Origin of the sequence: Peribacillus sp. CSMR9, assembly GCF_033141925.1 — a bacterium.
Classification (GTDB): Bacteria; Bacillota; Bacilli; order Bacillales; family DSM-1321; genus Peribacillus; species Peribacillus simplex_A.
In genome coordinates this window covers 1-12,693 of sequence record NZ_JAOPHO010000090.1, presented here as the reverse complement: position 1 = coordinate 12,693, position 12,693 = coordinate 1, and the positions used below count along the sequence as shown (strand labels likewise).

Here is a 12,693-nt window from a genome sequence, read left to right as displayed (position 1 = left end):
CACCCTATAGATTGCACCCATGCCGGGCGCACAAAAATAGACAAACTCGATTTTCATCGAGTTTGTCTACAGTCTGAAACGACTCATTTCTGAGTCGTTTTTTTAGGTACGTTTCAATTCAAGTCTCTGTGCTACCAAAGAAAGACTATAGTTAACAATGAAATACATGAGAGCTACCAGAATCAAAATCGGTATTAAATACTTTTGACTTTGTCCATAAATGATTTGACCATGATGAGTCAGCTCCGGTAAAGAGATGACAACAGCTAAAGAGGTATCCTTTAATAAAGAAATGAATTGGCTGACAATAGGAGGAACCATGCGGCGCAGCGCTTGGGGCAGAATAATATGTATCAATGCCTGTGTATAGCTCAAGCCTGATGAACGGGCAGCTTCCATTTGGCCTTTATCGATGGATTTTAGCCCACTTCGAATGACTTCAGAAAGCATGGCTGACTCGAAAATTGTCAAGGCAACAACGGCTGCTGGAATGATTTCCAGTTTAATCCGTATTTCCGGCAAAGCAAAATACGTAAAAAATATTATTAATAACAGCGGTAAATTACGTACCGTTTCTACAATCAAAGCCAATATTTGTGATAACACCGGCACCTTTGCGTATCGGATTATACCTACAAGCCCGCCAATAATGAAACTTAGAATAATGGATATAAAAGCTACCTGGAGCGTTACCCAAAATCCTTCTAATAAAAACTTAAGATTATCTGGTGTATAGGCACCTGCAAAATCCATATCATATACCTCCCTCAATTACTCTTAGCCAGACGTTTTTCCAAATAACCAACGCCAAAACTTAAAGGAATGGTAAGTATTAAGTAAAATGCTGCAACGAAAATGTACACATCAAACACGACAAATGTCCTTGAAGAAATCAAATCCCCGTGGTACATAAGATCGAGTCCTGCAACGACGGCTAAAATGGAAGAATTCTTAACTAGATTGATAAATTGGTTTCCTAAAGGAGGAATGACTATTTTAACGGCCTGTGGCAAAATGACGAGCCTCATTGCCTGCCCATATGTAAGACCTGAAGAACGGGCAGCTTCCATTTGACCCTTTGGCACGGAAAGTATGCCTGCTCGAATTGCCTCAGCTATGAAAGATGAAGTGTAAATGGTCAATGCTAATGTCCCTGCGTATAGACCGCTTAGTTTAAGACCAAGAAAGAAGAAAAAGGTAATGATCAATAACGGTATGTTCCGAATGAACTCGACATAGGCGGTACCCAGCCAGTTTAGTGGCTTTATCGGCGCAATCCGCATGATAGCAATAAGCACACCAAGAATCAAACTCGCTACCAATGCAATCAAACTCGACATGATTGTATTTTTAAAGCCTAATAAATACATATCCAGATTCTCTGTTAAAATGGAGAAATCTAGCACGGCATACACTCCTTTAACTAGTAAGGATGAGCAAAACGCTCATCCTCACAGACAAATGTTAAAATGTTATTTAGGGTCAGCTTCCCTTATACATTTGCTAAAATGTTTAATGTTTAATCCATTTATCATGGATTTCATCGTATTTGCCTGAATCTTTAAGTGACTTAAGGGCTTTATTTAATTCGGCAACAAAGTCCGCATTTCCTTTTTTCACAGCAATTCCATAAGGCTCGTCTGTAAATGTACCGCCAACAAGCTCATAATTTGGATCCTCATCCGCCATTCCATAAAGGATGGAATCATCCGTGGTCAATGCATCCCCTTGTCCTGATTTAAGTGCAGCGAAAGCTTCGGAATAGTTTTCAAATTCAAGCACTTGTGCGTCAGGAGCTTTTTCACGGATATTTATGGAAGAAGTAGAGCCCTTGACTGCCAATACCTTTTTCCCTTTTAAACTATCAATGCCCTTGATATCGCTGCCTTTTTTGACTAACAAAGATTGTCCGGCATCGAAGTAAACATCAGTGAAGTCAACTTCTTTTTTACGATCTTCCGTGATTGTCATGGTTGCTACAATCGCATCGATATCACCATTATTCAATAAGGCCATCCTTGTTTTAGAAGTCACTTCTTTAAATTCAACTTTATTCTCATCACCAAGGATTTCTGCTGCAAGAGCTTTTGCGATATCAATATCGAAGCCTTCTACATCTCCAGTACTAGGATTCTTCAATCCGAATAGCCTTGTATCATTTTTCACCCCAAAAACGATCTTATCCTTTTCCTTCACTTGGGCAAGAACATCAATTTCTTGGACTTTACCTCCAGCCTCTTCAGCTTTGTCTGAAACATTCCCCCCGCCACATCCAGCTAATAAAATGACAGCCAGTAATGATAGCAAAGATAATTTTAACCATTTCTTTTTCTTCAACATGTAATTCACCCCTGTTTTTTATTTAATGATTTAATATACGGCTAAGGAATAAACGAGCCCTCTCTTCCCGAGGATTGGCGTAAAACTCAGCCGGTGATGCCTCTTCTAAAACCCTGCCTTCGTCCATGAATACGATTCGATCCGCTACTTCACGGGCAAATCCCATTTCGTGCGTGACCACCACCATCGTCATTCCTTCATGGGCAAGTGCTTTCATTACATCCAGTACCTCGCCAATCATTTCTGGATCCAAGGCTGAGGTAGGTTCATCAAATAGCATGATTTCGGGACCCATTGCCAAACCTCTGGCAATCGCTACCCGTTGCTGCTGTCCACCTGAAAGCTGAGAAGGAAATGAATTCGCTTTATCGCCAATTCCCACTTTGTCCAGATACTTTAGTGTAATCTTTTTCGCTTCCTCTTCGGATTGCCCTAAAACCTTCCTGGGAGCAAGCATGATATTCTCGAGCACAGTTTTATGAGGATACAAGTGAAAATGCTGGAAAACCATACCGATATTCCGACGGAGTTTGTTTATGTCCGTTTTTTTATCCGCTACATTTAAACCATTTATGGAAAGGGAACCTTCCGAAATGGTCTCTAGACGATTAATGCATCGAAGCAGTGTACTTTTCCCTGATCCGGACGGTCCGATGACCACTACCACTTCCCCCTTCTTAATTGTAAGATTAATTTCTTTCAATACATGGAAATCGCCATAATACTTATTCACTCGGTCAAAAACTATCATAATTAACCTCCCTGCCCATAATCAAACCATCAAAACTGAAAATTTATAATAGTCAGAATTCATAGAACGTAATATAGCATTCTCCTTAACTTGAATCAAAACTTATGTATAATCCTTTCTTCAAGTATTATTTCCCAATATTTCGTTAGCGATAGTGAAAAGCCCTTTTTTTTGTTATTTTAAACTAGTAATTTAAATAATATATTCAATATTCTCATTTTTCATTATATATAATATTTCTTAAAATTACCATATAAACTTTAAATTGTTAAAAATGATATCATATTTTATGATATTAATTGCTGTATTTCATAAAACTGATATTATAAACTTATATCCCCTGAATCAATCCCTCTTTTTGTAAAAAAATATTTATTTCCCGTAAGCATATCGAGCTTTAAATGATAAAAAAAGACAGCAATCGCTGTCTTTTCCATCAATCCTTTATCGCATCTTCAAATGGCGCTGAAAATAAACCACTTGGCGCCAACATATCCGTATCCGATTCACGGCTTTCCCCAACTACAATATATGAACCAGCTGGAAAAAAATCAAACATATCACTTTCCTTATGTATGATCAAGAAATATTCATATAAATCATCCATAAGTTCCTGATGTTCGTCTAATTTCATGATTTCTCCACATTCATCGATTTCAAAGTTTTCATTAATTGCATCTTGGAGTTCTTCATTATTTGAATACGCGATATAAAAATCCACATCTCCACACTCCATGCATAGCAAGAGTTTTTCTTCTAGTGCTTCTTCATAGGATTTCTGAACGACCGCTTTTAAAATGGCATCAATCCTTTCAGGGTTAGTTAGTTTAATTTTAGTCTTGAACACAAAATCCCTCCCCAATTAAATACAATGGCATTGAAAATTATATGACAGTTGAATGAAAAATAAAAAAAGTAAGCTCATACTTAGAGTACTAATAATCGAAAATCGGTAGCTGTCCGTTTCCTATTAAATCCAAATACCATAGTTCGTTCCTTTTCCAGCGCGCCGGATCCCTTTGTAATTTCTTCCCTTATTATAACTTGATAGGAATCCTCCGCGCATATATTAATTTTGCCCGTATATTTAGAATGATAATCTTCTATAATACAAAGAAAAAGATGATCGGAAGCGTAATCAAGCTTAATGAAGTACTAATGAACGTAGCACTTGATACGAATTCAGGCTCTGTATTGAATTGGAGTGCATACATCGTAGTGTTGGCCGCCGTTGGCATGGCAGCTACGATGATCATGATATGCCTGACCATATCATCCACTGGTAAGGCAAGTGATAACAGGAAAGCAATGGCTGGGGAAACAGCAAGTTTAAGAAGCAGCGAAACTGATAGTTTTCGGTAGGCAATATTTTTCAGTGAAATGTTGGCAAGCTGCATCCCGAGTGTAATCATAATTGTCGGAATCGCTGCATTTGCAACAAGGTGAATAGCTTCCAAAACCGAATTGCTTAAAGGAATGTTCACTAACTGAAAAACCGCACCTGCAATAGCCCCATACACAATAGGCATCCTACATACTGCTTTAAGCGCTGTTTGAACCCCGTTTCCTTCCGGGCTGCCCTTCGCAGCGAAATAAATGCCAATAGTACACATGACTAACTGTTGACCCACCATCAGGATAATTGCATAATCAAGGCCTGCTGCTCCGAATAGCAGGAAAATGACAGGTGTTCCATAATTCCCGTTATTCATGAATGCGGACGCCAAAATCATTCCGCTTGTTTCAGTGACTGTATAATTACGGAAGAACGATATAATATAGACTACCAAGACGAGAGAAAGGCAGAGTACTATCGTGAATAAGAACAGGTAAAAATAATTAATCGAAAATTCTGCTGAATAAAAGGTTCGAAACACAAGAAAAGGTGACATTAAATATAATGCCATCGTGGAAATGGATTTTGTATCAAGTTTAAACTTTTTCTGACCGACGAACCCTAAAACAAAAATACCGAATATCGGTAAAAGAACACCCAAAAACCCCATAATATCACCTTCATAATCCTAATGATTTTATTCTAACAATATCAGTTTTATAATTTTTTGTAAAAAATTCTTTCATACCGCTCCTGATTGAAATGTTATATATTCTCGTTAAGTAATTAATTTCCTTTATTTTTAGAAAATTCCCTTCGGTTTTCGTCTTCAAATGGTATATTTTTATAGTATTCACGTTAAAAAAAGTAACATTAAGCTTTTGGCTTATTAAATATGAAGGGGTGTTTTTTAATGGATGTAAAATTCATGGAGATGGCTGTTCGACTTGCATATGAAAATGTATTGGCAAAGAACGGAGGACCTTTTGGTGCAATAATTGTAAAAGATGGCACAGTTGTAGGAAGAGGATGTAATAATGTCACAACAGCCAACGATCCAACAGCTCACGCCGAAGTACAGGCGATTCGTGATGCATGCAGGCACCTCAACAGCTTTCAGCTTACAGATTGTGAAATATACACTAGCTGTGAACCTTGCCCAATGTGCATTGGTGCCATTTATTGGGCACGCCCAAAAGCCATTTATTACGCATGTACGAAAGAAGACGCTGCACACATCGGCTTTGATGATCACTTTATCTATCAGGAACTTGGCCTGCCAATGGAAAAGCGCATAATTAAAATGGAACAAATGTCTTTTAATAACCACGATTTACCATTCCGAACATGGGAGACCTATATTGAAAAAGTGAAATATTAATCGGTTATATTTTTGCCAAAGGGGTTACAGAATAGATGTCGCCGCAGGGAAAACGCCTGCAGATTGCGTCATTAATAACGGTCAAATAATAGTTGTATTAAATGGTGATGCCCTAAACAGGCGACATAGCTATCGTCGATGGTTTTTTCGCTGGCATCGGGAATTATGAGCGTATTTCAGAAATCGATGCTGCCGGAAGATTCGTCTCCCCTACATTCATTGATGGCCATGTCCATATTGAATCTCCGATGGTCAGGCATTCTGAACTCTCAAACATTCTCCTTTTTCGTGGTGTTACCTGCATCGTTACAGATCCCCTTGAAATAGCCAATGTTTCTGGTAAAAAGGCATTCAATTTATGATTGAACAATCCGAGCATCTTCCTTTTGACTTCTACTTCATGATGCCATATTGTGTACCTGCGACGGCGTTTGAACATTTTGGTGCTGCCTAAAGAAGTGAAGATTTAATTTCATTTTACCAAAACAAGAAAGTGATTGGTTTAGCCGAAGTGATGGCTCTCCCGGACGTTTCACATGCGGAGGAGGATATGCTGCAAAAATTATACGATTCAAATAGACTAGGCATAAGCATTGATGGCCACGCAGCTGGATTATCCGAACAACAGCTCGATGTTTATATGAGTGCCGGCATTAAAACGGATCATGAATGCACTGCATCGGAGGAGGCAAAAGAATGACTGCGAAAGGGAATGTATCTTTATGATCAGGGAAGGCACCGTTGCCAAAGACTTAATAAACCTGGTTCCAGCTATTAATGAGAAGAAATCCCGCCGTTGTTTATTCGTCACCGATGATCGGCACCTGGATGATATTGTATCTGAGGGGAGTATCGATCACAATGTTCGACTATCCTTAGAAACAGGTGTCCAGCCTATTACCGCCATTCAAATGGGACCATAAATGCAGCAGAATGCTTTGGTTTAACGGAACATGGTGTCATAGCACCTGGATTCAAGGCAGACTTCCTTCTATTAGATGATCTTGATTCAGTCATCATCCACTCGGTCTTTAAAGAGGGAAGCTTATGGTGCAAAATAATCGTTTACTTAACTTTCCAGCTGAAAAGGAACAGGCTATTGACGACGAGTTGAAGCACTCCGTTCAATTTCATGAAATAACGGAAGATGATTTGACGATACCTTTTAAAAATAAGCTTCCTTCTATTAATATTGAATAACTACAAACAGTTTGATTACAAAGCATTCGATTGAACCGGTTAGGGTTAATCATGGTCTATTCCAGTTCTCTGAACAAGTTGATCATATAAAACTGGCTGTAATTGAACGGCATCATTTGACCAACCAATTAGGTCTTGGGATCGGATTGAAATCAGGCGCAATTGCCATGACAGTAGCCCATAATTCACATAATTTAATCATTGCCGGCACGAATGACCAAGATATGCTAATGGCCGCAAAGGAAATCAAAAAGACTCAGGGTGGATTGGCCGTAATTCAAAAAGAGAAAATACTAGCCTCCCTCCCACCCCCAATTTCTGGATTGGTGAGTAAATGAACTTATATGATGTCGTTCATTCATTGAAACGAATCGATGGTGCCCTATTGAAACTCGGTGCAAACAGGCATTTCAACCCTTTCCTTACACTTGCGTTCTTGGCGTTACCTGTCATCCCGGAAATTAAACTGACTGATCAGGGCTTATTTTCCGTTTCTGAGTTTAGGCATATTCCTATCGAAGTCTCAAAGCCAATCGATAAAGTTTTACCCCCTTGTCGTTTTTTTCTTCTCGCCCCAGTAATTTCTAAATGAATCAGGTTCCAACTCGGCTTAAACCGGGAAAAGGATATAATGCGTATCATCTATGTTAAAATAAAAATAAACACAAATCTTTCTTGGAGGAGATAAATATGGCAAAACATGATCAACAAACCATAATTGGATACATTGGCACTTACACAAAAGGAAACAGCAAAGGCATTTACCGCTTTACTTTAGATACAGCAGAAGGAAAACTCAGTACACCGGTTCTTGCAGCAGAATTAACCGATCCGACTTATCTCGCCATAAGCCAGGACAAGAAGAATCTCTACGCCATTTTAAAAGAAGCGGGCAGCGGCGGAGTTTCAGCCTATTCGATTAGTGAAGAATCTGGTGAGCTTACCTACTTGGGCAAACAACTGACACCAAATGGTTCTTCCTGCCATATAAGTGTCGACAGCAAGAAACAGGTTTTGGTCACTTCCAGTTATGGAGAAGGCGTGATTGAATCATATCCGCTTCAGAACGACGCGGTCCCTTTACCTGTTTCATCCACTGTTCGACATGAGGGTCACGGACCTAATGAAGAACGTCAGGAAAAAGCACATACTCACTTCGCTGGTTTCACACCGGACGAAAGATTCATTGCTGTAGTCGATCTAGGAATAGATAAAGTGATAACTTATAAAATACATAATGGGATTATGGAAGAAGTAAACAGTTTATCCGTTGCACCAGGCAGCGGACCACGGCATTTGACCTTCCACCCAAACGGAAAATTTGCGTATGTCATGTCTGAGCTTGTACCAGAAGTCATTGTTTTAAGTTTCGACAGTCTAACCGGGAGTTTTTCTGAATTACAAACGGTCCGGACCATTCCCGAAGATTTCAAGGAAAACAGCCAGGGCAGCGCCATTCATATTTCTGATGACGGGAAATTCGTATATGCCGCAAACCGCGGACATGATAGTATAGCCGTTTATCAAATCAATCAAGAAACAGGCAAATTGGCATTCGTGGAACTGGTCAATTCCGAAGGGCATTGGCCACGAGATTTTTCATTGGACCCTAGCGGAAAATTCCTGATCGCTTCTAATGAACAATCAGGAAACCTGACACTATATGCACGGAATGAACAGGACGGAAAATTAACATTATTGCAAAAAGATGTTCAAGTTCCCTTTCCCGTTTGTGTGAAATTCCTTTAAAATCTCTCATTAAAAAAGGATTGAAGCTTTTACCACAGCTTCAATCCTTTTTTTATCATCCTTTTTTAATTCCATTTCTCCGCCATTTCGGGGAAATCTATAAATGGGTTTCGATTACCCTGAATCTCATGTATAGCCTGGTTTCTATGTTTTTCATAAGTGCTGACTGGAAAGAGCCGGTGCCATTCCATAAGCAGTGCCAGGTCAATATTGCCGTTATCAATGATTCCCTCATACCTGAGTAAAAAATACATGGTAGCCCTCGCTACGATGCCTTTGCCGTATTCAGGTTCGAATTTACCTTCGTCCGATTTCCCGCAACCCGCTTTTATTCCGGCAGCCGATGCTTCTGGGATATAATCCTCAAAATCATGGTATGGATAGTTACCCCGGCTACTGTTACAAGTTGGTTCGCAGGCGAACAGATGGTGCAAATCCCCCCTCATCGGTTCTTTTTTATTGAACCATGATTGAGGTACGACATGTTCACAATTAACGAGCATGTTCTCCATCTTCGTTGATTCAATCCCTTTTGACAACTCTTCTAGTATACGGATATCTTCCTCAATGACTTCTATAGGATCCATTCCTTTACCGGAATACAGGCTTTTCAGCTTGCCATTTTCCTGTAAGTCAACCCAAGGGTAAACATGACGATGTGGTGAGTAGTTCAGCTGGTTTTTATGGGTTGCTACTAGTAGTTTCTTCAATCCTTCTCGGTCCAAGGAACCATCTTGATAGTATTCTCGCTTAAGTTCCTGATCTTTCGTTTCATCGTAGTATTCGCGGTTTTCATTGAAGTTCACATGCGCAGCCATTGCCATTTCCCGTTCTTTTTCAAGTATTTCAAAACTATTCTTCATCCACTCATCCCCCCGATTCTATTAAAACCTAACTTTTACCATAATTTAAGTTTAATAGAAATCCTTTGAGAAAAAAAGGTGCTTTAGAAGTGTCTAACGAAGAATTTCTATAAAATGGGTAAGGATTTTCGCTGTCATTCCCCAGATTACTCGATCGTTATATAAGTAAAAATATTCTTCCATTTGTTTTGGCTGCCATTTATAATTCTCCCCGCCAACAATTAAATCTTGGGGGAAGTTTTCATGTGGTTCTATTTTATATTTCACATGATATATCTCTGGCGGTTTTTCCATGAAAAAGGAAAGCGGTACACTAAAAATGGTTTCTACCTCAGCTGGATTAGGGATTATCCGTTGATGGTTACGAACAAATCCTGCATAAGGATATACAATCATCCCAAAAGGGGATACCAAATAATCAATTGGAAAGACATTATAAATATCTTCTTTTTTCAAACCAAGTTCCTCATATGTTTCCCTAAGGGCAGCCGATTGTTCATCATGGTCCGACTTGTCTATTTTCCCGCCTGGAAAACAGATATCCCCTGGCTGCCTCCTAAGTGTGTGTGAACGCTCTTCAAAAAGAACATGTATTCCATCTTCTTTTTCTATAAGCGGAACCAATACAGCATACTTTGAAAAATTCTCACTACCTAAAATTTCAGGGGTATGTAATGTGAGTTTTTTTGTTATATCTTCATTCTTCATGTACCACACCTCTTCTGAAGTTAATATTGACAATATGAAATCGGTATTTTTCAACCAATCATTATCATTCCATTTTCAAACATCCGCTATAACTAAGCAAGGAAAACGATTCCAAAAATTCCCCCTTTAATTCGTCATAGATCTCTTATTCTTTCTATCCTTGTTATTTTAAATAAATATAGGCCTTTTAAAAATCTAAGTGATAGAGGAATTAAATCTTATCCATTACTCCAAATCTAACTTTTCGTCACGAAAGGGAAATTTATTTTCTATTTAACCTATGGGATAAGCTAATTTATGTATGGAAAAACCACAGACTTTTAGAGTTTTTTTACGAGTTATAACCGGTCCTTTGACCATATATAAAAGCACCGTTCAAAGGTTCTGAACGGTGCTAAAACTAAAGGCAGCATCCTCAATTAAAAGGAAATATTTCCGAAAAAAACCGAATGTTAAAATAGGGAAAATCAACAAGTACATATTGAACTCTATTTATATACCGAATTTTCAGGAAACGTATTTCAAGGCCACCTATTCTATTTCTGAAGTTTTTTTATTTATAGTTCTGTTAGTGTTCGCTTTACAGTCGTTACGATGAATAAGAAATCCTCTTCAGTGATACTTAGTGGGGGAGCGAGAGTCAGGACATTATTGAAGCCTGCTACTGTATCACCATTTTTACCTATAATCAGCCCCTTTTCTTTGCATGACGCAATCACTTTATTGATTTTGGAAAGATCGATCGGTCGTTTTGTCTGTTTATCTTCCACTAATTCAATCCCTACCAACAAACCTTTCCCACGTACATCCCCAACATTAGGATGAGATTTGATTTCTTCAAACTCTTGCAGAAAGCGAAGCCCTAACTCTTCAGACCGTTCTATTAGTTTTTCATTTTCATATATTTCAATATTTTTTAAAGCAAGGGCACAAGAAGCTGGATTGCCACCAAATGTATTTACATGTCGAAAGCGATCATATTCATCTGAACCAATGTACGCTTCATAAATTTCACGTTTGACGGCTGTAGCGGATAATGGCAGGTAAGCGCTTGTGATTCCTTTAGCCATTGTTACGATGTCCGGTTTTACATCATAATTCATAAATCCGAATTTCTTTCCAGTACGGCCAAACCCGCAAATGACCTCATCCGAAATGAGAAGGACACCATTTTTCTCACAAATTTCTTTTACCCGCTTCATATATCCATCAGGTGGCATCAGGATTCCGCCTCCAGTGATGATTGGTTCCATGATTACCGCGGCCACCGTTTCGCCCAATTCCCATGTAATGGTACGGTCAATTTCAGCCGCACTTTTTTCACCGCTTTCATCCTCTGGGTTTCGGTATAAATCCGGCGGTGATACATGAAGAAAACCTGGGGCGAGTGGTTCATATTTAAACTTTCGTTGTGCTTGCCCGGTAGCTGCCAGTGCCCCCATTGAATTGCCATGATAACCTCGATAACGAGAAATGAATTTATAACGTCCATGTTCACCTTTTTGCTGATGATACTGCCGCGCAATTTTAAAAGCTGTCTCATTTGCTTCTGAACCGCTGTTAGAGAAGAAAATCACATAATCCCCACCCAGCCATTCATTTAACTTCTCTGCTAGCTTAATAGCCGGGATGTGGCTGTTCGTTAAAGGGGCATAAGGAAGCTCTTTCAACTGCTCGTAAGCTGCCTCGGCCAGCTCCGTGCGACCATATCCTACGTTGACACACCATAAACCTGACATCCCATCCAGGAAACGATTCCCATCAACATCCGTAATCCATGCTCCTTGCCCTTTTTGGACTACCATTGTCCCAGGGTTGGGTTCAGCCCCTTTCATATGATGCCACACATATTTGCCATCCATCGTTTTAAGATCATGACCCTGTTTTTCAACCGGCATATGCCACACTCCTCCTATAATAATGTATAAAGCTATAAAGGAAGGCCGACCACAAATAGCGTCGACCCCTTTTTCCTATCAATATCTTGCCGTTAACATTTTCTTTCTAGTGTAAAATTCCACGCCGTCCTTCCCATTGGCATGAAGGTCTCCATAAAATGAACTTTTATAGCCGGAAAAAGGAAAGAATGCCATAGGCGCGGGTACGCCAAGGTTAATACCAAGCATCCCTGCATCAATTTCTTCACGAAATTCCCGGATGGCTTTTGCACTATCCGTATAGAGGCAGGCACCATTGGCAAATTCGGATTGATTGGTCAAATCGATTGCTTCTTCAAGCGTATTAACCCTTACTATGGATAAAACAGGGGCAAAAATTTCATCCTTCCATATTTTCATGTTTGTTTTTACATGATCAAATAATGTCGGCCCAACATAATAGCCATTTTCCTGATCGCCTTCATTTC

At 39.3% G+C, this 12,693-nt stretch carries 19 protein-coding genes; 8 read left to right on the top strand and 11 right to left on the bottom strand.

Annotated features, from left to right (window positions below):
• Positions 1-102 precede the first annotated feature (102 nt).
• The 6 genes from N9I19_RS22445 to N9I19_RS22420 all read right to left on the bottom strand — a co-directional run bounded on the left by N9I19_RS22445 (position 103) and on the right by N9I19_RS22420 (position 5,097).
• A complete protein-coding gene (locus N9I19_RS22445) occupies positions 103-753 on the bottom strand; it encodes an amino acid ABC transporter permease (RefSeq protein ID WP_317779028.1) in 651 nt (216 codons plus the stop codon).
• Positions 754-767: 14 nt separating this feature from the next.
• Entirely contained in the window at positions 768-1,406 is a 639-nt protein-coding gene (locus N9I19_RS22440) for an amino acid ABC transporter permease (RefSeq protein ID WP_089364247.1), read from the bottom strand.
• A 106-nt stretch (positions 1,407-1,512) separates the two neighbouring features.
• Entirely contained in the window at positions 1,513-2,340 is an 828-nt protein-coding gene (locus N9I19_RS22435; RefSeq protein WP_317779027.1) for a transporter substrate-binding domain-containing protein, read from the bottom strand.
• A 22-nt stretch (positions 2,341-2,362) separates the two neighbouring features.
• The gene (locus N9I19_RS22430; RefSeq protein WP_089364249.1) at positions 2,363-3,091 is read right to left on the bottom strand and encodes an amino acid ABC transporter ATP-binding protein; all 729 of its coding nucleotides are present in this window, start codon (positions 3,089-3,091) and stop codon (positions 2,363-2,365) included.
• A gap of 436 nt (positions 3,092-3,527) precedes the next feature.
• Positions 3,528-3,938: a hypothetical protein gene (locus N9I19_RS22425; RefSeq protein ID WP_061463410.1), complete on the bottom strand. Its 411-nt coding sequence runs from the start codon at positions 3,936-3,938 to the stop codon at positions 3,528-3,530.
• 256 nt (positions 3,939-4,194) lie between these two features.
• Positions 4,195-5,097, bottom strand: coding sequence for an AEC family transporter (locus N9I19_RS22420; RefSeq protein ID WP_317779026.1), 903 nt, complete (start codon positions 5,095-5,097; stop codon positions 4,195-4,197).
• 243 nt (positions 5,098-5,340) lie between these two features.
• On the opposite strand from N9I19_RS22420, the gene N9I19_RS22415 reads away from it, so the two are divergent.
• A complete protein-coding gene (locus tag N9I19_RS22415; RefSeq protein WP_289320283.1) occupies positions 5,341-5,808 on the top strand; it encodes a nucleoside deaminase in 468 nt (155 codons plus the stop codon).
• A 163-nt stretch (positions 5,809-5,971) separates the two neighbouring features.
• On the opposite strand, the gene N9I19_RS22410 is transcribed toward N9I19_RS22415, so the two are convergent.
• Positions 5,972-6,247 carry a hypothetical protein gene (locus N9I19_RS22410; protein ID WP_317779025.1) on the bottom strand — a complete coding sequence of 92 codons (276 nt, stop codon included), beginning with the start codon at positions 6,245-6,247 and terminating at the stop codon, positions 5,972-5,974.
• Between the two features lie 111 nt (positions 6,248-6,358).
• On the opposite strand from N9I19_RS22410, the gene N9I19_RS22405 reads away from it, so the two are divergent.
• The 7 genes from N9I19_RS22405 to N9I19_RS22375 all read left to right on the top strand — a co-directional run bounded on the left by N9I19_RS22405 (position 6,359) and on the right by N9I19_RS22375 (position 8,757).
• Complete coding sequence (locus tag N9I19_RS22405) at positions 6,359-6,508, top strand: hypothetical protein (RefSeq protein WP_317779024.1); 150 nt, start codon at positions 6,359-6,361, stop codon at positions 6,506-6,508.
• A gap of 22 nt (positions 6,509-6,530) precedes the next feature.
• Complete coding sequence (locus tag N9I19_RS22400) at positions 6,531-6,731, top strand: hypothetical protein (RefSeq protein ID WP_317779023.1); 201 nt, start codon at positions 6,531-6,533, stop codon at positions 6,729-6,731.
• Positions 6,680-6,922 (top strand): amidohydrolase family protein, encoded by a 243-nt coding sequence (locus tag N9I19_RS22395; protein ID WP_317779029.1) that lies wholly within the window; start codon positions 6,680-6,682, stop codon positions 6,920-6,922. The genes N9I19_RS22400 and N9I19_RS22395 overlap by 52 nt, the downstream gene beginning before the upstream one ends.
• The gene (locus N9I19_RS22390; protein WP_317779022.1) at positions 6,856-7,008 is read left to right on the top strand and encodes a hypothetical protein; all 153 of its coding nucleotides are present in this window, start codon (positions 6,856-6,858) and stop codon (positions 7,006-7,008) included. The genes N9I19_RS22395 and N9I19_RS22390 overlap by 67 nt, the downstream gene beginning before the upstream one ends.
• An 11-nt stretch (positions 7,009-7,019) precedes the next feature.
• The gene (locus N9I19_RS22385; RefSeq protein ID WP_317779021.1) at positions 7,020-7,346 is read left to right on the top strand and encodes an adenine deaminase C-terminal domain-containing protein; all 327 of its coding nucleotides are present in this window, start codon (positions 7,020-7,022) and stop codon (positions 7,344-7,346) included.
• Positions 7,343-7,600 (top strand): adenine deaminase C-terminal domain-containing protein, encoded by a 258-nt coding sequence (locus tag N9I19_RS22380; protein WP_317779020.1) that lies wholly within the window; start codon positions 7,343-7,345, stop codon positions 7,598-7,600. Before N9I19_RS22385 ends, N9I19_RS22380 begins: the two co-directional genes overlap by 4 nt.
• 98 nt (positions 7,601-7,698) lie before the next feature.
• Positions 7,699-8,757 (top strand): lactonase family protein, encoded by a 1,059-nt coding sequence (locus N9I19_RS22375; RefSeq protein ID WP_284470602.1) that lies wholly within the window; start codon positions 7,699-7,701, stop codon positions 8,755-8,757.
• 65 nt (positions 8,758-8,822) lie between these two features.
• Here the strand turns inward: N9I19_RS22375 and N9I19_RS22370 are convergent, their stop codons facing one another.
• The 4 genes from N9I19_RS22370 to N9I19_RS22355 all read right to left on the bottom strand — a co-directional run.
• Positions 8,823-9,620: an endonuclease I family protein gene (locus tag N9I19_RS22370; RefSeq protein WP_061463414.1), complete on the bottom strand. Its 798-nt coding sequence runs from the start codon at positions 9,618-9,620 to the stop codon at positions 8,823-8,825.
• 93 nt (positions 9,621-9,713) lie between these two features.
• Positions 9,714-10,328: an NUDIX hydrolase gene (locus N9I19_RS22365; protein ID WP_089364254.1), complete on the bottom strand. Its 615-nt coding sequence runs from the start codon at positions 10,326-10,328 to the stop codon at positions 9,714-9,716.
• Between the two features lie 557 nt (positions 10,329-10,885).
• Complete coding sequence (locus N9I19_RS22360; protein ID WP_317779019.1) at positions 10,886-12,226, bottom strand: aspartate aminotransferase family protein; 1,341 nt, start codon at positions 12,224-12,226, stop codon at positions 10,886-10,888.
• Positions 12,227-12,304: 78 nt separating this feature from the next.
• On the bottom strand, positions 12,305-12,693 hold a 389-nt coding region (locus N9I19_RS22355), incomplete at its 5' end, for an aldehyde dehydrogenase family protein (protein WP_317779018.1).